At 26.6% G+C, this 20,804-nt stretch carries 14 protein-coding genes; all 14 read left to right on the top strand.

Annotation, left to right across the window (positions count from 1 at the left end; genetic code table 11):
* The first annotated feature begins 819 nt into the window (after positions 1-819).
* The 14 genes from L0U77_RS11330 to L0U77_RS11265 all read left to right on the top strand — a co-directional run bounded on the left by L0U77_RS11330 (position 820) and on the right by L0U77_RS11265 (position 17,640).
* On the top strand, positions 820-1,713 hold the full coding sequence (locus tag L0U77_RS11330) for a type II restriction endonuclease (RefSeq protein WP_233901220.1): 894 nt from the start codon (positions 820-822) through the stop codon (positions 1,711-1,713).
* Positions 1,706-2,743, top strand: coding sequence for a DNA cytosine methyltransferase (locus L0U77_RS11325; protein WP_233901219.1), 1,038 nt, complete (start codon positions 1,706-1,708; stop codon positions 2,741-2,743). Before L0U77_RS11330 ends, L0U77_RS11325 begins: the two co-directional genes overlap by 8 nt.
* Before the next feature lie 2,565 nt (positions 2,744-5,308).
* Positions 5,309-6,400 carry a PIN domain-containing protein gene (locus L0U77_RS11320; protein ID WP_233862690.1) on the top strand — a complete coding sequence of 364 codons (1,092 nt, stop codon included), beginning with the start codon at positions 5,309-5,311 and terminating at the stop codon, positions 6,398-6,400.
* Positions 6,401-6,619: 219 nt separating this feature from the next.
* Positions 6,620-6,976, top strand: a complete 357-nt coding sequence (locus tag L0U77_RS11315) for a type II toxin-antitoxin system RelE/ParE family toxin (RefSeq protein ID WP_058885306.1) — start codon at positions 6,620-6,622, stop codon at positions 6,974-6,976.
* Positions 6,966-7,256 (top strand): helix-turn-helix domain-containing protein, encoded by a 291-nt coding sequence (locus L0U77_RS11310; protein ID WP_058885307.1) that lies wholly within the window; start codon positions 6,966-6,968, stop codon positions 7,254-7,256. Before L0U77_RS11315 ends, L0U77_RS11310 begins: the two co-directional genes overlap by 11 nt.
* Positions 7,257-8,090: 834 nt before the next feature.
* Entirely contained in the window at positions 8,091-8,936 is an 846-nt protein-coding gene (locus L0U77_RS11305; protein WP_233901218.1) for a hypothetical protein, read from the top strand.
* 339 nt (positions 8,937-9,275) lie between these two features.
* Complete coding sequence (locus tag L0U77_RS11300; RefSeq protein WP_233901217.1) at positions 9,276-9,569, top strand: helix-turn-helix domain-containing protein; 294 nt, start codon at positions 9,276-9,278, stop codon at positions 9,567-9,569.
* Positions 9,570-10,628 (top strand): DNA methyltransferase, encoded by a 1,059-nt coding sequence (locus L0U77_RS11295; protein ID WP_233901216.1) that lies wholly within the window; start codon positions 9,570-9,572, stop codon positions 10,626-10,628.
* Positions 10,621-11,433, top strand: a complete 813-nt coding sequence (locus L0U77_RS11290; protein WP_233901215.1) for a DNA-methyltransferase — start codon at positions 10,621-10,623, stop codon at positions 11,431-11,433. The genes L0U77_RS11295 and L0U77_RS11290 overlap by 8 nt, the downstream gene beginning before the upstream one ends.
* Positions 11,434-11,446: 13 nt before the next feature.
* The gene (locus L0U77_RS11285; protein ID WP_233901214.1) at positions 11,447-12,703 is read left to right on the top strand and encodes a hypothetical protein; all 1,257 of its coding nucleotides are present in this window, start codon (positions 11,447-11,449) and stop codon (positions 12,701-12,703) included.
* A 499-nt stretch (positions 12,704-13,202) separates the two neighbouring features.
* Positions 13,203-13,553 carry a hypothetical protein gene (locus L0U77_RS11280; protein WP_233885936.1) on the top strand — a complete coding sequence of 117 codons (351 nt, stop codon included), beginning with the start codon at positions 13,203-13,205 and terminating at the stop codon, positions 13,551-13,553.
* Between the two features lie 710 nt (positions 13,554-14,263).
* The gene (locus L0U77_RS11275) at positions 14,264-14,485 is read left to right on the top strand and encodes a hypothetical protein (protein WP_101916022.1); all 222 of its coding nucleotides are present in this window, start codon (positions 14,264-14,266) and stop codon (positions 14,483-14,485) included.
* A 1,486-nt stretch (positions 14,486-15,971) separates the two neighbouring features.
* On the top strand, positions 15,972-16,730 hold the full coding sequence (locus tag L0U77_RS11270; protein WP_233901213.1) for a hypothetical protein: 759 nt from the start codon (positions 15,972-15,974) through the stop codon (positions 16,728-16,730).
* Positions 16,731-16,899: 169 nt separating this feature from the next.
* Positions 16,900-17,640 carry a hypothetical protein gene (locus L0U77_RS11265; RefSeq protein ID WP_233901212.1) on the top strand — a complete coding sequence of 247 codons (741 nt, stop codon included), beginning with the start codon at positions 16,900-16,902 and terminating at the stop codon, positions 17,638-17,640.
* Positions 17,641-20,804: the final 3,164 nt, after the last annotated feature.

Genomic DNA, 20,804 nt, shown 5'->3' with positions numbered 1-20,804 from the left:
GAAATAAGAAATATAGTTAGAAAATCACTACTTGCAACACCATATATAATTTATTGCTTGTGATTAACTACTTACGAAAATCCTTGGCGGATTTTCTATTCCGTTTTTATTTACTAAATTAGTTGCTCGAAAAACGCAACAAACCATATATAAAAACGTTGCAATTTATTGTGAAATTTCAGTAAAAAACAAAGTTTTGAACAATCAATTTTGTCAATTATTTCAAGAAAAAAATCAAAAAAAAAAGTATCAAATATCAATAAATATTTTTAAAAATACTGATTCCTAAAACTTTGTGAATAAATTTTAAATCAAGAAAAATTAAAACAAAAAAGAAAAAGCACGAAAAATCAACAAAGATTTTWAAAAAGCTGATTACGAAACTTTGTAAATAAATTTTAAATTAAGAAAAATTAAAACAAAAAAGAAAAAGCACCAAAAATCAACAAAGATTTTAAAAACTGATTCCTAAAACTTTGTAAATAAATTTTAAATCAAGAAAAATTAAAACAAAAAAGAAAAAGCACCAAAAATCAACAAAGATTTTTAAAAAGCTGATTCTAGAAAATCGAAAAAGGAATTTTAGAGAAAAAATTGAATAATTAAAAACAACAAATAGCAACAACGTATATAATTAATTGCTGGTTCTCGCCTACATACGAAAATCCCTTGGGGGATTTTCTATTCCGATTTTTTTTACTAAATTTAGTCCCGAATCACGCAACAAATCATATACAAATCCGTTACCTGCAATGCAAAAAAAAATCGAACACAAACAAAAAATCATTAACTTTGTATTGAATCTAATAATATCCGAAGTTGAATAACAAAACAAACATACCTGTAATAATCGAAATTTCTACTAATGAACAAAAGGAATTAGATAAATTAATCAAAACTTACAGAAAGAAATACATAAGAACTTCACAAGAAATAGTTGAAAAAGTATTTTTAGAAAATGAATCTTTTTTAACCAAAATAAGTAACGGAGAAGTTAGTAAATCTGTCGCTGATTTAAGAGAAATTGTTTGGGCAGAGTATTTGAAAGATGAAGTTGAGTTCAATATTATTTTAATGCAAGATTTGTATAAAGTTTTAAAAACACCAAAACAAATTTTAGATGCTTTATTAAATCAAAATATTACTGAATTAAAAGGAAAAGAATTACAAGAAGAAGTCGTTAAAATTTGTGGAGAGTACGCAGGAAGAGTTTATCCTTACATATACAAAATTGCATTAAGCAACACTAATTCAAGACGTTCAAGAGCAGGAAAAACCTTTGAATCTATTATTTATAAAGTTTATGAATGTTTAAATTATTCTTTCGATTCTCAAGGTAAAGTTGGTAGAAAAACATTTACAGAATTAGGTTTAGGTAAAAAAGTAGATTCGATTCTACCAAGTGTGTTGGCTTACGAAAAACGCAGAAACAAAACCATCGTTGGTACAATGAAAACATCATTACGTGAACGTTGGCAAGAAGTTGCAGAAGAAATAGAACGTACAAAAATACCAGAAATTCACTTATTAACTGTCGATGAAAATATTTCTGTGAGCAAAGCTCAAGAAATGAACAATCATAATATAATAATTGTTGTTTATGATTGGATAGCTAATTCAGAGAAACTTAAACCTATGAAAAACATCATAAGTTTTGAGGAATATTTATTTGAGGAAATTCCTTCAATTTTAAAATTTTGGGAGAATGAATAGAAATATAAAAATAATTGACCTTTTTGCTGGAATTGGAGGAATAAGACTTGGTTTTGAAAATGCTTCAAGAAATAAAATTGATTGTGTTTTTACAAGCGAATGGGATAAATATTCTAAAGAAACTTATCAAGCAAATTATAGCAATGAAGAGGTTTTCGGAGACATTACACAAATAGACGAAAACGAAGTTCCAAAGCATGATGTTTTATTAGCAGGTTTCCCTTGCCAACCATTTTCACAAGCAGGTTTGAAAAAAGGATTTTCTGACACAAGAGGAACTTTATTTTTCGATATTGAAAGATTATTAATTCATAGAAAGCCTCAAGCATTTTTATTAGAAAATGTAAAACAATTAAGAGGTCACGACAAAGGTAGAACATTGAAAACCATTTTATCACACTTAAAAAAAATCGGTTATAATAATGTTCAATATGAAGTTTTACGAGCAAGAGACTTTGGGCTTCCTCAAAATCGAGAAAGAATATATATAGTTGGCTTTTTAGACGACACCATTAAATTCGAGTTTCCAAAACCTACATTTGAACCGACAAGAGTTGGAGATATATTAGAAAAAAATGTAGAAGAAAAATATACTATTTCTGACAAACTTTGGGCTGGACATCAACGCAGAAAACGTGAAAACAAACTAAAAGGAAAAGGTTTTGGTTATGGAATGGTTACTGAAAATTCTGAATACACTAATACACTTTCTGCAAGGTATTATAAAGATGGTAGTGAAGTTTTAATTCAACAAAAGGATAAAAACCCAAGAAAATTAACACCAAGAGAATGTGCGAGACTACAAGGATTTCCAGACACTTTTAAAATCCCAGTTTCTAACACACAAGCATATCGTCAATTTGGAAATAGTGTTCCTGTTAAAGTTGTAGAAAAAGTTGCTGAACAGATGATTAAACATTTGAAATTGGAAGTTAAAAAGGAAAAAGCACAGCAGGTAACAACGTATATAAAAAATAGCGGTTTACGTTCTAACTCAAAAATTAGTGTTCAAAATGAAGTTAGTATTTAACCAAAAAATTAGTGAATAAAATCCGCTACTTTTCATATACAAACACGTTACAAGTAATTGGCAAAAATTACGCAATTAGAACCTGATTTATAAGTAAATACAGAAATTTAAAAATATCGCTAGAAAAATATTACGAATAAAATTTAGAATCTATAAATACTTGAATTTACTCTAAATATGAAAATAAAATTGACCGAATTATTACGTGAAATTTGAATTTATAACGTTTGTAGAATTGAGAAAAATACAGAATAGAAATTGCAAAATTTACGTAAAATCTGAAAATAAAATCGACTGAATTATTATTTAAAATCTGAATTTATAACGTTTGTAGAGTTGAGAAAAATACAGAATAGAAATTGCAAAATTTATACAAAATCTGAAAATAAAATTGACCGAATTATTATGTAAAATCTGAATTTATAACGTTTGTAGAATTAAGCAAAATACAGAATTGAAAATGTAAAATTTACGCAAAATCTGAATTGAAAACTTGTCGAAATTACTCAACTGTTGAATTAAGAAATTGAAAATTAAATCAGAATCACAAATTACAAACTGAAAAAAAACAACTACTTGTAACAACGTATATAAAAAATGCTTAATTTGGTCATAATACAAAAGTCAGTGCCGTTTTGCTACATCTGATTTTCCTGCGGAAAATCCTCGCACACAAAACAGCACTTTTCATATACAAACCGTTAGTTTTCATTGCTCAGAAAAAATGAGAATATTAAAGAAAAGAGAGAATTATTGAGAATGTTTTTGAATAATTAAAAATCAATAAATCGTAAATTTTTAAACTCATAAAAAACGCTGTTTTGCATAAATCTAAAAAAAGAATATTTAGAGTTTTAAAGAAAAAGTTTAGAAAAAAACTAACAAATTGAAAATCTTTAAACTCGTGAAAAATTATTTGAGTAAATCCAAAAAATAATATTTAGAATTTTAAAGAAAAAGTTTAATAAAATATAACAAATTCTGAATTTTAAACTCGTGAAAAAACCTGTTTTACATAAATCTAAAAAAGAATRTTTAGAATTTTAAAGAAAAAATAAAACATAAACAAATCTTGAATTTTAAACTCGTAAAAAAACCTGTTTTACGTGAATCTAAAAAAGAATGTTTAGAATTTTAAAGAAAAAATAAAACATAAACAAATCTTGAATTTTAAATTCTTGAAAAACTTAGAAACGCAAAAAAAACGTGCTTATAAAAATGTTTCGCAACGAAAAACTAACAACGTATATAATTAATTGCTGGTTTTCGCCTACATACGAAAATCCCTTGGGGGATTTTCTATTCCGATTTTTTTTACTAAATTTAGTCCAGAATAACGCAACAAACCATATACAAAACGTTGCAAGTAATGGCGGAATTTCCTCAGAAATTCCTAATTAGTGATTTATCTTTTCTAGAAATTAATATTGAATAATATTGCGCTGGAAAAATTGAAAATGACTGCTACTCTATTTTTAGAAAATGAATCCTAAAAAAGAGAAAAAACAGAATTGAAATCTGAAAAATGAATCATGAATAAATAAGCGGAAATTAATTAAGGTAGAGTTTTAAGCTGAAACGTGAAAAAAGGCAAAATTTAACGCTGAAAATAAATCGTGAATAAATAAGCGGAAATTAATTAAGGCGGAGTTTTAAGCTGAAACGTGAAAAAAAGAAAGAAAAATAAAACGGAAAAATTAAGAAATAAGAAATATAGTTAGAAAATCACTACTTGCAACACCATATATAATTTATTGCTTGTGATTAACTACTTACGAAAATCCTTGGCGGATTTTCTATTCCGTTTTTATTTACTAAATTAGTTGCTCGAAAAACGCAACAAACCATATATAAAAACGTTGCAATTTATTGTGAAATTTCAGTAAAAAACAAAGTTTTGAACAATCAATTTTGTCAATTATTTCAAGAAAAAAATCAAAAAAAAAAGTATCAAATATCAATAAATATTTTTAAAAATACTGATTCCTAAAACTTTGTGAATAAATTTTAAATCAAGAAAAATTAAAACAAAAAAGAAAAAGCACAAAAAATCAACAAAGATTTAAAAAAACTGATTCCTAAAACTTTGTGAATAAATTTTAAATCAAGAAAAATTAAAAGAAAAAGTACGAAACATCAACAAAGATTTTAAAAAAGCTGATTACGAAACTTTGTAAATAAATTTTAAATTAAGAAAAATTAAAACAAAAAAGAAAAAGTACGAAACATCAACAAAGATTTTAAAAACTGATTCCTAAAACTTTGTGTAAATAAATTTTAAATTAAGAAAAATTAAAACAAAAAAAAAGCACAAAAAATCAACAAAGATTTTTAAAAAGCTGATTCTAGAAAATCGAAAAAGGAATTTTAGAGAAAAAATTGAACAATTAAAAACAACAAATAGCAACAACGTATATAATTAATTGCTGGTTCTCGCCTACATACGAAAATCCCTTGGGGGATTTTCTATTCCGATTTTTTTTACTAAATTTAGTCCAGAATAACGCAACAAATCATATACAAATCCGTTGTGTATAATTTAAAAAGAAAAATCCATAAGATATTATGAGTAATTTACCTGAAAAAAAAATAGTCTTTTTAGACACAAACATCTTTGAATCTCAAAATTTTTTAATAGGTAGAAACTTAAACACATTATGTAGATACGCCTCAAATAGTTCTATTGAATTAAAAATAACTGACATAATTTATAAAGAATTAATTCAAAGAATATCAATTAATGTCAATCGTTCAAAAAAGATTCATAAAGACTATCAAAAACAACTAAATGGAGATGGAAGAATATTAAGGAACTCAAATAACTTTGAAGGTCTATATAACTTTCCAAAATTTGATTCAGTTGAAATAAAAAAAGAAATATGTGAAAAGTTAGAAACATTTATTACAAAAAATAATATTGAGATTATCAATTCAGATATTGCAAATATTGAAGATGTTTTTACAAAATATTTTAATACAGAAGCTCCTTTTAAAGAAGGTAATAAAAAACACGAATTTCCTGACGCTTTTATATTTAGTACAATTGAGAATTGGGCTATATCTAAGCAAAGGAATGTTTTCTTAATTAGCTCAGATAATGATATAACTAACATTGATTTTGAATCAGCAAGAGTTGACACTAGTTTCGATTTAACACAAATTTTAGAGAAATTCTCAAAAGAAATCAGCAAAGACCATTCAGATTATATTGAAAGTAAAATTGAAAATTTTATCCAAGACATTGAAACTAAATTATCTGAAAATTATAAGATTGAATTAGAAGATTCTGTAGATCAAAATCTTTACAAGCAATACGAGTACGACAGTGCTACTATTGCTTCTGAAGTTACTCTAAGTAATATTATCATAAATTCAACTACTTTAAACTCATTGGAATTAAATGAATCTTTCAGTTATGAGATTGATTTTGAAATTTATTTTGAAATTGAAATTAATTATATAGATTTAAGTTGTGCAACATATGACAAAGAAGATGACGAATGGTTTGGATATGAAGAAATAAACACAACATTAAAATATAAAGCAGATTGTATTGCAAATGCAATGTTCTGGTATGAATTCGATGAATATTTGGATAACATTAGTTTTGAGGGAATAGAAGATTTTGGCATCAGTAATTTGGAACTAAACGAATAAAAACTATACACAACAAAATATATAATTTATTGCTAGTGCGAACCTACTTACGAAAATCCTTAGGGGATTTTCTATTCCGTTTTTATTTACTTAATTTAGTGCTTCAAAAATGCAACAAACCATATATAAATCGTTGTAAAACATACCCAAAAACACTCGATTTCGAATTAACTTTTGAAATATTTTGAAAATAGTAACTTTTAAGTTACCTTTGTCTGAATGGAAAAAGTTAGGCAAGTAATACAGTATAAAAATTATTTCGAGGAGTTTCTACTTGCTCAACCGAAAAAGGTTCAAGACAAAATATTTAAGGTCATTGAAATAATCGAAACTTATCAGCACGTGCCGAAAACATATTTGGCTCCAATGAAAACTTACAAAGGATTATTTGAGGCTCGAATAAAATTAGGCTCGAATATCTGGCGAGTTTTTTGCTTCTTTGATAAAGGTAAATTAGTTATACTCTTGAACGGATTTACTAAAAAGACGCAGAAAACACCGAAAAAAGAAATCGACAAAGCTGTTCGATTAATGAAAGAATATTACGAAGAAAAAAATAAAGGAAATGGAAACTAAAAGCTGGAAAGACATAAAAGATACGGTTTACGGAAAAAAAGGAACTGAACGTAGAGATGAACTCGACAGAGATTTTGAGTCGTTTAAAATTGGTTTACTTTTACGAAATGCACGTGAGGAAAAAAATCTGACCCAAGAACAACTTGGAGTTATAATTGACAAAAAACGAACTTATATTTCTCGTGTAGAAAATAATGGCAGTAATCTGACTTTAAAAACATTATTTGACATCGTAGAAAAAGGACTTGGAGGAAAAGTTAATATTTCAATCGAAGTCTGACATAAAGTACGATTTTACAACAACATGTATAATTAATGGCTGGTTCTCGCCTACTTACGAAAATCCTTGTGGATTTTCTATTCGGTTTTTATTTACTAAATTAGGTGCTTAAACACGCCACTAATCATACATATAAACGTTGTAAATAATAGCAAAAAAAACTGACCAAAACAAAATAAATAATTGATTTTCAAACAAATAAAAATATTAGTTCATTTGTAATCTTTTAAATAAAACTATTTTAAGAAAGAAAAATAATTAAGAATATTTCTAGTTTTCAAGAAAAAGTTCTGAAATGTTTTTAACTCGTTTGTAGAATCTGAATCAAAACAAATTTAAGAAAAAGAAGAAAAAATTGAGAATATTTATAGTTTTCAAAAAAGAGTTTTGAAATGTTTTTTAACTCGTTTGTAGAATCTGAATCAAAACAAATTTAAGAAAAAGAAGAAAAAATTAAGAATATTTCTAGTATTCAAGAAAAAGTTCTGAAATGTTTTTAACTCGTTTGTAAAATCTGAATCAAAAACAATTTAAGAAAAAGAAGAAAAAATTGAGAATATTTATAGTTTTCAAAAAAGAGTTTTGAAATGTTTTTTAACTCGTTTATAGAATTTTAAATTTTATCGATTTTTTGAATAGTAATTTAATAATCAAAGTTCGGAATAAACAAAAAGCTACTATTTACAACAACGTATATAATTAATTGCTAGTACTAGCCTACTTACGAAAATCCCTTGGGGGATTTTCTATTCCGATTTTTTTTACTAAATTTAGTCCCGAATCACGCAACAAATCATATACAAATCCGTTAGGCAAAATAACTCAAAAAACTGAATGAATAAACAAGAATATTTAGAGCAAAAAATTGTAAAAGAATTTATAGATTGGATAATTCCAAGAATTTCTGGAAAAGTGGAATTCAATCACGATTACATAAACAGTCGAGATAAATCTTTATGGAAATGTGATTCAATATTTAATGCTTTTGAGAATTATAAATGGAGGTTTAATTGTGCTCTACCAAACAAAGGAAAAATTAGCGGAAACACATTTATAGAGAGTAAAGATACATTAGAAATTATCGAAAAAGGAATGAAATCTTCTATTCAAGAAAATAATCAAAAGAATTTACTTGAGTATTCTTCGTCTATTTTGGAATGGGGAGGTGTAAAGAGAAGAAACTACGATAAATTAAAAGATATGGAAGATAGTATAACAGATTACTACAAGGATTCAATCAAAAGATTAAACCCCGAAACTGTAGATACTAAAGATGACTTTTCAGGTATAAATATGAATTCTGGATTCACCAAAATATATTCGTTATTGATAAATAATTTTGTAATTTATGATAGTAGAGTTGGTGCAGCATTGGGACTTCTAATTAAATTATTTCTAACAGAAAAAAATATTGTAAGAATACCAGATGAGCTGAATTTTGCTTACGGTAACGCAAGACCTACCAAAAACGATAAAGGTCCTTTAAACAGAAGAAACCCAAGTAATGAAAAGTATAAATTTCCTGTTTTAACTAATAATGACAAAAAGCATATTAAGAATAATATATATGCAAATTGGTTATTAAAAGAGATTTCAGATAATTCTAAATTTCAAAATGAATCAAGTCCAATCAGAGCTCTTGAATCTGCTCTTTTTATGATAGGATATTCTGTGAATTAAAATTACTTTGCCTAACAACGTACAAACTTAATTGCTAGGTTTTAGAACACTTACGAAAATCCTCACGGATTTTCGTAATCAGTAATTATTTACTAAATTTATAGTTTAAAACACGCAACTAAAGCTTGTACAAACACGTTGTAAGTAATGCAGAAATCGTGCTCGAATTGAACATTTGAACTAAAAAAGCCAACGCTCAAACAGCACATTTATTTTTTTCCCAACGCAAAATCCCAAGCTTAAAAAAATAAAAGAGCTGCTTCTTTCCACCACACTAATTGAAATTCAAATAAAATTCACTACATTTGACCATAATTAGTCAAGTCTAAATTTAGTATAATGACACTTGGACAGAGAATCAAGGAATTAAGAGAATCATCAGGAATGTTCCAGAGGCAACTTGCTTCAATACTTGAAATCGGAGACGGTTTTTTAAGTAAAGTTGAGAATGACCAAAAGGCACTAAAACGTGAACATTTGAAAACGATTAGCAAAACTTTTAATTGCTCATTTTCAGAATTAGAAGCTTTGTGGATTGGCTCAAAAGTTTATGACATTGTTAAAGACGAAAAAGAAGGAATGAATGCTTTGAAAGTTGCAGAAGAACAAATAAAATACGAGAAGAAAAAATAAATGAAATATCATCTATATAAAAAAGATAAAAAAGAAGTTGTTCCTGTAAAAGAGACACAACTGAATAAACTTGCCAAAAATAAACTCGAACAAATTTTTGAAAAAAAAGATGAATTGAGAATACCGAGCAGATTTATTGAATCTTGGGAAGAAGTTGCATTATTTCATTCAAAAGGAGATGTCGAAAAAGCTAATGCAATCCTATTTCCTAACGAAAAATCAGCTTTTGCCTTGAATAATCGCCTAAATGATTATACCGCAAAAGAATGGTTACCCGAAACAATTACAGTTTTTAGTCAAAAAGGATTGGGAGCTGGAAATAAAAATGCCCAAATTGAAAAACAACATCCTGCACCCTTTTCTTTTCAAGATGTTGGTAAATTAATTCAATTCTTTTCAAAAGAAAACGACAAAGTTCTTGACCCTTTTTCAGGAGTTGCATCAACAGTAAAAGCTTGTGCTTTTCACAACAGAATTGGTTATGGCATTGAATTAAATCCAAAATATCACGATTTAGGACTTCAACGAATAGAATTAGAAGTACCAGATGAATATCCTTCAAAAAATAAACAAACCTTAATAAACGGAAATAGTACAAAAGAAATTAAAAAGTTCAAAAAAAATGAACTTGATTTTATTGCAACAAGTCCACCTTATTGGAATATATTAGAAACAGTAGACCACAAAGGTAAAGAGCGAATTGATAATGATTTAGACCACAAGTATAGTGAGAATAATGAAGATTTGGCAAATATTGAAGATTACGACAAATTCCTTTCAACACTTACAAAATTTTTTAATGATTGTTCAAAACCATTAAAATCTGGGAAATATATGTGTGTAATTGTTAGCGACTTTAGAAAAAAAGAAAAATATTATACTTTTCACGCAGATTTAGCGAATGCGTTAGAGAAAAAAGGAAATTTTGTTCTAAAAGGAATTAGAATTTTATACCAAAGGCACAAAAGCATTTATCCTTATGGTTATCCTTTTTCATTCGTTCCAAATATGCATCATCAAAACGTTTTAATTTTCCAAAATATCAAGAAAGATGATTGAAATAAATAAAATACATTATGGAGATTGCATTAAACAAATGCAGAAATTAGAAAATGATTCTGTCGATTTAATTATAGCTGACCCACCATACAATTTGAACAAGGATTTTGGGAAGTCAACTAACAATTGGAATGATGCAGAAGAATGGATAAAATGGTCAAAAAAATGGCTTGATGTTGCAATTACAAAATTAAAACCAACAGGTTCAATTTTCATTTATGGCATTCATCATTATTTATGTCATCTTCACGTTTATCTTTATCAAAAAGATTTAAAATATAGAAGGCAAATAATCTGGCATTATGAAAACAGTTTTTCAGGTTACAAAAATTCGCCTTCGGCAAATTATGAACCTATACTTTGGTTTTCAAAAACTGATAATTACACATATCATCAAATAAGAGAGCCATATAAAAGTACCGAAAGATTAAAAAACAAAATAACGAAAAATGGAAAAGTTTGGACACCACACCCAGACGGAAAACACGCTGGAGATGTATGGAATATTCCTGTTTTAGCTGGCAGACGTTTTGCAGATGAAAAAGTTGACCATCCAACACAAAAACCATTAGCAATCTGTGATAGAATCATTAAACATTTTTCAAATGAAAAAGATTTAGTTCTTGTTCCTTTTGGCGGTTCTGGAAGTGAATGTGTTAGCGCTATAAAAAACAACAGAAACTTTATAGCTTTCGAAAAAAATAGAGATTACATTAAAATTGCTAATAATCGATTGAAAGAATTAAATGTCAACAATCAAATTGAGATAGAAATTAATACAAATGGTATATTAGCAGAAATTTAATTTCTGCTAATCAATGAAGAATTTTCCTCATCAGTTTAATGACCTTACCAAAATATTTAATGCTTTATTGGCTATAAAACAGCTGATAGATGAAGAAACTGCTCTAAAAGATGAAAATTTTGGAGAACTTTTAACGAGAAACTTAATCTACACATATCGAGATAAAACTCTTTCTGTTGATGAATTTCTTGCTTTGGAGGAAGAAAAACCAAAAGCAAATCGAGGTTATTTAACAGTTGCAAGAGATATTAGAAGATTATTTGAACTTCTTGGATTTTTAACTGTTTTCGAGAATAAATCTGGAAGTTTAAGCTCACAAGCTATTCAGCTACTGGCATCACCAACTGAAGAGATAAAAAGAGAATTATGGAAAAACTCGTTTTTACAGTTAGGTTTAGAAGGAACAGATGGGGAAATAAGTCATCCTTATAGAATTTTATTAAAACTTGTTCAAGAGAAACCAGGAATAGCGACAAAAAAATTAATGCTTGCTCTGGAAGCAGAAAATGATTCAATTGAAGAATACGAAAGAATTATTGACCTTTCAGAATTATCAATAGAGGAAATTCTTGAATCTACTGGAACTTCTGAATCAATGGCAAGAAATGCTGTAAAAATTCTTCCCGGAATTGCAGAGCAATTAGGAGATATTGCACGTAGAGGAAACAATGCTTTTCCAATAGGTAGAATAGTCGTTACAGAAGATGAAATCTCCACAGAAATACCACCTGATGCAACAAATCCAGAAGGAGTTCCCTATTCACAATATAGGCCTGTAACTTCAGGTACAATTGCGGTTGACCCAATTTTTAATACAATTTCTACAGTTAGTATAGATTACACGGAATCAATTAGAATTCGTCAGCAACGTTTAGCTGAACATCAAGAAATTGTAAGACAACTTGGACTGTTTTGTGAACAACGAGCATTTGAACTTTATGAAGGAAAGTTCGATTGTTTGTCCACAATGGAAGAAACAGCTTTAGTTTTTGAAATCAAAACTATTCTAAATTCAATGTCTGACCAAGAAAAACAGACTATTAAAGGAGTTGGACAGCTTAAATATTATAAGTTTTCAATCGTAAACCGACAAATGGAATACGAGGACATTAAAGAATTTTTGGTCTACTCTCAAAAACCTCAAGTCAGTTTAATTGAATTTTGTACAGCGGAAAACATTAAAGTTGTTTGGTTAGAAGAAGGAATATTTAAAATTTACGATTCTGTTTCAAATGAAGATACTGATTTTGAACCATTGGATTTCGTTTAAAGAGCCAACGCTAAAAGCCATACACATTTGCAATTCGCTACAGCCACCACACAAACCCAAAATTGCAAAAGAGTATGTCTTTGCCAACGCTCAATTCGAACTAAATAACAAACATCGGAAAAACAAACTGAATGAAAAAAGCACTACTTACAACACCGTGTATAATTAATGGCTAATCCTCTCCTACTTACGAAAATCCTCGCGGATTTTCTATTCGGTTTTTATTTACTAAATTAGGTGCTTGAAAACGCCACAAATCATACACAAACACGTTGTAAGTCATTAAAAACGAACTGTGAGCAAACTTAAGAAAGCCATTAAATACTTCGGAATTTTTATAATTCTAATAATTCTGTTTCGTGGTTTTTTATACCGAATTTCAGTTAATTATTTAAAAATTAAAGTTAGGAATAATATTACTCTGACAGATAAAAATTTAATTAAGGAAATTGATAAACGAACCAATGAGAAAATATTGAGTATTGAAGAAATAATAAAATTGAGTAATATAATAACGAGCGAAAAACTGAATTTTACATTTAATAAAGTTTCGAGTAATCCGAATTTGGTTTGTGAATTAGAAAAAGCTAATTGTATTGGGTATTCATATTTATTTAACTCAATCGGAAATTATATAATCGAAAAGCAAAATTTGAGCGACAAGTATGAATTTAAACATTTAGTTGGAAAATTATATTTTTTTGGATTGGATATTCATAAACTATTTAACAGTCCATTTTTTAAAGACCACGACTTTAACGAAATAAGGAATAAACAAACGGATGAAAAAAAATATGTTGACCCAAGTTTAAGAGATTATTTAAGAATAGAAAATGTTACATCTGAATAAAAAACGCCTTACAACACCGTATATAATTTATTGCTGGCTTCTTGCCTACTTGCGAAAGTCCTCGCGGACTTTCTTTGTCCCTAATTATTTACTAAATTAGTTGCTTGAAACACGCAACAAACCATATACAACAACGTTGCCTGTAATTTAAAAAAGAGAATAAATACAACAATAGATATATCGATTCTCATATTAATAAAATTCTGAAAAACATGAATCTGTAGGTACAAATAATATAAAATCTAAAAAAATAATGAAAGACAATTCTTTTAAATCTAATTATAAAACTATAGAGTTTTGGTGTAAAAAAGTTTACGTATGGTCTGCTAATGTTTATTGTTGGTTTTGGATTATTCGACAAATATTTTGGAGAAAATCAACTGATTTTGAACCTTATTTATTATGGTTTTTTTTATCAGCTGGAATATATTTTTTCATAAGAAATAATAAAGATTTGGATATAATTTACAATGTTGATGAGGATAAAAAACTGAATTCTAATCACAGACAGTAAAAAAACAGTAATTATCCTAAAAACTTAAATAATTAAAAATTCAGGTTGGAAATTATATTAGTTTTATTAATGAAAAATTTTAAGGTATAGCTAGAAACTGAATTATTTACTGATAATTTCAGGCTTTTTAATAATACAACAGAAAGGTCAGAAATAGTAAATATTTAAGATATTAACAAACCAAATAATATATAAAATGACAGAAGAAGATAAAAGATTAGATATACAAACAAGGTTTGTTAAAGCAGGAAATTGGTTGAGGAATAATGGAATATTTAAAACAAGTTTTATTACAAAAAATGGGCTTGAATGTGGTTTTATCCTATCATTTCAAATGGAAGAAGACAATAAACCAATAATTTTAAAAGGAGCTGATATTATAAACCTAACTTTAGAAATGTATTCAGAAGTTAAATAAAAAACTACAGGCAACAACGTATATAATTTATTGCTAGTACTAGCCTACTTACGAAAATCCTTAGGGGATTTTCTATTCCGTTTTTATTTACTTAATTTAGTGCTTCAAATACGCAACAAACCATATACAAACCGTTAGTTTTCATTGCTCAGAAAAAATGAGAATATTAAAGAAAAAAGAGAATTATTGAGAATGTTTTTGAATAATTAAAAATCAATAAATCGTAAATTTTTAAACTCATAAAAAACGCTGTTTTGCATAAATCTAAAAAAAGAATATTTAGAGTTTTAAAGAAAAAGTTTAGAAAAAAACTAACAAATTGAAAATCTTTAAACTCGTGAAAAATTGCTGGTTTGAGTAAATCCAAAAAAGAATATTTAGAATTTTAAAGAAAAAGTTTAATGAAATATAACAAATTTTGAATTTTAAACTTGTGAAAAAAACCTGTTTTACGTGAATCTAAAAAAGAATGTTTAGAATTTTAAAGAAAAAATAAAACATAAACAAATCTTGAATTTTAAATTCTTGAAAAACTTAGAAACGCAAAAAAACGTGCTTATAAAAATGTTTCGCAACGAAAAACTAACAACGTATATAATTAATTGCTGGTTTTCGCCTACATACGAAAATCCCTTGGGGGATTTTCTATTCCGATTTTTTTTACTAAATTTAGTCCAGAATAACGCAACAAATCATATACAAATCCGTTGCAATTTATTGTGAAATTTCAGTAAAAAACAAAGTTTTGAACAATCAATTTTGTCAATTATTTCAAGAAAAAAATCAAAAAAAAAGTATCAAAATATCAATAAATATTTTTAAAAATACTGATTCCTAAAACTTTGTGAATAAATTTTAAATCAAGAAAAATTAAAAGAAAAAAGAAAAGCACAAAAAATCAACAAAGATTTTAAAAAACTGACTCCTAAAACTTTGTGAATAAATTTTAAATCAAGAAAAATTAAAAGAAAAAATACGAAACATCAACAAAGATTTTAAAAAAGCTGATTACGAAACTTTGTAAATAAATTTTAAATTAAGAAAAATTAAATTAAAACAAAAAAGAAAAAGCACCAAAAATCAACAAAGATTTTTAAAACTGATTCCTAAAACTTTGTAAATAAATTTTAAATCAAGAAAAATTAAAACAAAAAAGAAAAAGCACCAAAAATCAACAAAGATTTTTAAAAAGCTGATTCTAGAAAATCGAAAAAGGAATTTTAGAGAAAAAATTGAATAATTAAAAACAACAAATAGCAACAACGTATATAATTAATTGCTGGTTCTCGCCTACATACGAAAATCCCTTGGGGGATTTTCTATTCCGATTTTTTTTACTAAATTTAGTCCCGAATCACGCAACAAATCATATACAAATCCGTTGTGCGTAATTTACCACTCATCCCTGAAAAGCAACAATTCAGGAATAACATTTTGAGATTTCAAGACTTTAACTTCAACTTTGAAACATCAAAACCAATAAAAAATGAATATTAAAAATAAATCATTAGCAATTAACTCAATATTGATTGTTGTTTCAACAACTATTATTGGAACAGTTTTACACGAACTCAGTCATTTTCTAATGGCAAAATATTTTGAACTGAATCCCAAATTACATCACAATTATATTAATTATCTTACTGAAAACGCCACCGAATTACAAAATGCAATAATTGCTGGAATCGGACCAATTTTTAGCCTAATATTTGGAACTATTGTTATTTTAATATCTACTAAAATCTTAAAACCTTCTCTTTTTAAACTTTTTATGCTTTGGTTAGGTATGAATGGAATTCTTATGTTTTTAGGTTATATTTTAATTGCACCAACCGTGAAAAATGGAGATACAGGAAGAGTTTTCGACTTTTTGAATATTCCAACTTCAATTTCGATTATAATTGCTGTAATAGCATTTATCATAATTATCAAATTGTTTTCAAGTCTATCAAAAGAATTCAGGTATTATAAAAATCAAGATTTGTTTGTACAGAAAGAAAACGAGAAACAACTTTTCTTTTATCCAATTTGGTTTTCAATATTACTCATAACGATTTTGAGTTTACCAGTTGCTACTTGGATAAGCCTGTTGCCGACCATTTTTATGCCAATGACCTATTTCAGCACAATGAAAAAGTATAGAAAACTGAATTTAGAAAATGCTGAATTAGAAATAAATTATATATCAAAACCACTTTTAATATCAACAATTTGCACAATAATAATATTCAGAATACTAATATAAAAACTACGCACAACACCGTATATAATTTATTGCTAGTTCTAGCCTACTTACGAAAATCCTTAGGGGATTTTCTATTCCGTTTTTATTTACTAAATTTAGTACTTCAAAAACGCAACAAACCATATACAAAACGTTGCCCACAATATAAAAACTGCAAACTGAATAAAAAATGGTTAAAGAAAAATTTATAAGAATATTAAGTGACACAATTGACAAAAATCCAAAATTTACGTTTGCGGATTTTACAATTACTCAAAAGAAAACAACAACTCGTGGAATTCAAACAATAGTCAAAATTCAATATAATTATAACGATGACTATTTTATGAATATTAATATTCCCGAAACAAGAACCAGTTATAAAAAGAATAATTATAGTGAGGAAACATATCTTGATTATGAAATTGAATGCGAGAATTCGCCTGGTGATATTGAAATGAGCGAAAAGAACCTTGTAAAAGGAACAAATGGAGTTGTAAGTCATTTATCATCTTGGCTTAATTTGGTTTGGGAAGAAATTATTGCTATTCCAATAAATCGAGAATTTAATAATTTGAAATCATCAGTTGAAGAACTTTATGGACAAATGAAAAATGTGCCAGATGAGGAATTCAGTAATGAAGAAAGAATTAAATACGAAAAGAAATTAGATAATTTAGAGAAAAAATTTACTGAAAATTTAGAATCTCAAGAACTTGAAAAGAAGGAACTTGAAGATAAGTTATCAACTTTACACAGTGAAATAGATGGACTAAAACAAACTCTAAAAGTCTTTAATAAAAAGAATTGGTTTAAATCATTTGGTGCGAAAGTTCTTAATTGGGGAGCTAAACCTGAAAATCAAAAAATGATATCAAATGGAGCTAAAATCGTTAAAGGATTTTTAGGAAGTGGAGAAACACCTGAATAAAATACTGTGGGCAACACCGTATATAATTTATTGCTGGCTTATTGCCTACTTACGAAAGTCCTCGCGGACTTTCTTGGTCGGTAATTATTTACTAAATTAATCGCTTAAAACACGCAACAAACCATATACAACAACGTTGTAAATAATAGCAAAAAAAACTGACCAAAACAAAATAAATAATTGATTTTCAAACAAATAAAAACATTAATTCATTTATGATCTTTTAAATAAAACTATTTTAAGAAAGAAAAATAATTAAGAATATTTCTAGTTTTCAAGAAAAAGTTCTGAAATGTTTTTAACTCGTTTGTAGAATCTGAATCAAAACAAATTTAAGAAAAAGAAGAAAAAATTGAGAATATTTATAGTTTTAAAAAAAGAGTTTTGAAATGTTTTTAACTCGTTTGTAAAATCTGAATCAAAAACAATTTAAGAAAAAGAAGAAAAAATTGAGAATATTTCTAGTTTTTAAAAAAGAGTTTTGAAATGTTTTTTAACTCGTTTATAGAACTTTAAATTTTATAGGTTTTTTGAATAGTAATTTAATAATCAAAGTTAGGAATAAACAAAAAGCTACTATTTACAACAACGTATATAATTAATTGCTGGTTCTCGCCTACATACGAAAATCCCTTGGGGGATTTTCTATTCCGATTTTTTTTACTAAATTTAGTCCAGAATAACGCAACAAATAATATACAAAAACGTTACAAGTAATTGGCAAAAATTACGCAATTAGAACCTGATTTTTAAGTAAATACAGAAATTTAAAAATATCGCTAGAAAAATATTACGAATAAAATTTAGAATCTATAAATACTTCAATTTACTCTAAATATGAAAATAAAATTGACCGAATTATTACGTGAAATTTGAATTTATAACGTTTGTAGAATTGAGAAAAATACAGAATAGAAATTGCAAAATTTACGCAAAATCTGAAAATAAAATCGACTGAATTATTATTTAAAATCTGAATTTATAACGTTTGTAGAATTGAGAAAAATACAGAATAGAAATTGCAAAATTTATACAAAATCTGAAAATAAAATTGACCGAATTATTATGTAAAATACAGAATTTAAATTGTAAAATTTACGCAAAATCTGAATTGAAAACTTGTCGAAATTACTCAACTGTTGAATTAAGAAATTGAAAATTAAATCAGAATCACAAATTACAAACTGAAAAAAAACAACTACTTGTAACAACGTATATAAAAAATGCTTAATTTGGTCATAATACAAAAGTCAGTGCCGTTTTGCTACATCTGATTTTCCTGCGGAAAATCCTCGCACACAAAACAGCACTTTTCATATACAAACCGTTAGTTTTCATTATTCAGAAAAAATGGAAATTTCAAGAATAAATAGAATTATCGAGAATATTTAAATAATTAAAATGAATAAATTATGAATTTATAAACTCGTGAAAAAATGTTGTTTTGCTTGAATCTAAAAAATAAAGTTTAGAATCTTAAAGAAAAAGTTTAGAAAAAAATAAACAAATTGAAAATCTTTAAACTCGTGAAAAATTGCTGTTTTACGTAAATATAAAAAAGAAAGTTTAGATTTTTAAAGAAAAAGTTTAATAAAAAACTCTGAATTTTAAACTCGTAAAAAAAATGCTGTTTTGCGTAAATCCAAAAAAGAATGTTTAGAATTTTAAAGAAAAAGTTTAATAAAAAAAACAAATTCTGAATTTTAAACTCATGAAAAAATGCTGTTTTACGTGAATCTAAAAAAGAATGTTTAGAATTTTAAAGAAAAAATTTAGAAACGCAAAAAAAACGTGCTTATCTGAATGTTTCATAACGAAAAACTAACAACGTATATAATTAATTGCTGGTTTTCGCCTACATACGAAAATCCCTTGGGGGATTTTCTATTCCGATTTTTTTTACTAAATTTAGTCCCGAATCACGCAACAAATCATATACAAATCCGTTAGTTTTCATTGCTCAGAAAAAATGAGAATATTAAAGAAAAAAGAGAATTATTGAGAATGTTTTTGAATAATTAAAAATCAATAAATCGTAAATTTTTAAACTCATAAAAAACGCTGTTTTGCATAACTAAAAAAAGAATATTTAGAGTTTTAAAGAAAAAGTTTAGAAAAAAATAAACAAATTGAAAATCTTTAAACTCGTGAAAAATCGCTGTTTTACGTAAATCTAAAAAAGAAAGTTTAGATTTTTAAAGAAAAAGTTTAATAAAAAAATTCTGAATTTTAAACTCGTAAAAAAAAAATGCTGGTTTGCGTAAATCCAAAAAAGAATGTTTAGAATTTTAAAGAAAAGTTTAATGAAATATAACAAATTCTGAATTTTAAACTCGTGAAAAAACCTGTTTTACGTGAATCTAAAAAAGAATGTTTAGAATTTTAAAGAAAAAATAAACAAATCTTGAATTTTAAATTCTTGAAAAACTTAGAAACGCAAAAAAACGTGCTTATAAAAATGTTTCGCAACGAAAAACTAACAACGTATATAATTAATTGCTGGTTCTCGCCTACATACGAAAATCCCTTGGGGGATTTTCTATTCCGATTTTTTTTACTAAATTTAGTCCAGAATAACGCAACAAATCATATACAAATCCGTTAGTTTTCATTATTCAGAAAAAATGGAAATTTCAAGAATAAATAGAATTATCGAGAATATTAAAATGAATAAATCATGAATTTATAAACTCGTGAAAAAATGTTGTTTTGCTTGAATCTAAAAAAGAAAGTTTAGAATTTTAAAGAAAAAGTTTAATAAAAAACTCTGAATTTTAAACTCGTAAAAAAATTGCTGTTTTGCGTAAATCCAAAAAAGAATGTTTAGAATTTTAAAGAAAAAGTTTAATGAAAAAAACAAATCCTGAATTTTAAATTCTTGAAAAACTTAGAAACGCAAAAAAACGTGCTTATAAAAATGTTTCGCAACGAAAAACTAACAACGTATATAATTAATTGCTGGTTTTCGCCTACATACGAAAATCCCTTGGGGGATTTTCTATTCCGATTTTTTTTACTAAATTTAGTCCCGAATCACGCAACAAATCATACACAAATCCGTTGCAATTTATTGTGAAANTTCAGTAAAAAACAAAGTTTTAAACAATCAATTTTGTCAATTATTTCAAGAAAAAAATCAAAAGAAAAAGTATCAAATATCAATA

Origin of the sequence: Tenacibaculum piscium (genome assembly GCF_021390715.1) — a bacterium.
In the GTDB taxonomy this organism is placed as follows: Bacteria; Bacteroidota; Bacteroidia; order Flavobacteriales; family Flavobacteriaceae; genus Polaribacter; species Polaribacter piscius.
This window is presented reverse-complemented; position numbering and strand designations above follow the sequence as displayed.

What these genes read in the sequence shown, in the direction of transcription:
- L0U77_RS11325 (WP_233901219.1), top strand. Translation starts at nt 1,706, where the DNA reads ATGAATAGAAATATAAAAATAATTGACCTTTTTGCTGGAATTGGAGGA.
- L0U77_RS11305 (WP_233901218.1), top strand. Translation starts at nt 8,091, where the DNA reads ATGAATAAACAAGAATATTTAGAGCAAAAAATTGTAAAAGAATTTATA.
- L0U77_RS11265 (WP_233901212.1), top strand. Translation starts at nt 16,900, where the DNA reads ATGGTTAAAGAAAAATTTATAAGAATATTAAGTGACACAATTGACAAA.
- L0U77_RS11270 (WP_233901213.1), top strand. Translation starts at nt 15,972, where the DNA reads ATGAATATTAAAAATAAATCATTAGCAATTAACTCAATATTGATTGTT.
- L0U77_RS11320 (WP_233862690.1), top strand. Translation starts at nt 5,309, where the DNA reads ATGAGTAATTTACCTGAAAAAAAAATAGTCTTTTTAGACACAAACATC.
- L0U77_RS11295 (WP_233901216.1), top strand. Translation starts at nt 9,570, where the DNA reads ATGAAATATCATCTATATAAAAAAGATAAAAAAGAAGTTGTTCCTGTA.
- L0U77_RS11275 (WP_101916022.1), top strand. Translation starts at nt 14,264, where the DNA reads ATGACAGAAGAAGATAAAAGATTAGATATACAAACAAGGTTTGTTAAA.
- L0U77_RS11300 (WP_233901217.1), top strand. Translation starts at nt 9,276, where the DNA reads ATGACACTTGGACAGAGAATCAAGGAATTAAGAGAATCATCAGGAATG.
- L0U77_RS11310 (WP_058885307.1), top strand. Translation starts at nt 6,966, where the DNA reads ATGGAAACTAAAAGCTGGAAAGACATAAAAGATACGGTTTACGGAAAA.
- L0U77_RS11290 (WP_233901215.1), top strand. Translation starts at nt 10,621, where the DNA reads ATGATTGAAATAAATAAAATACATTATGGAGATTGCATTAAACAAATG.
- L0U77_RS11285 (WP_233901214.1), top strand. Translation starts at nt 11,447, where the DNA reads ATGAAGAATTTTCCTCATCAGTTTAATGACCTTACCAAAATATTTAAT.
- L0U77_RS11315 (WP_058885306.1), top strand. Translation starts at nt 6,620, where the DNA reads ATGGAAAAAGTTAGGCAAGTAATACAGTATAAAAATTATTTCGAGGAG.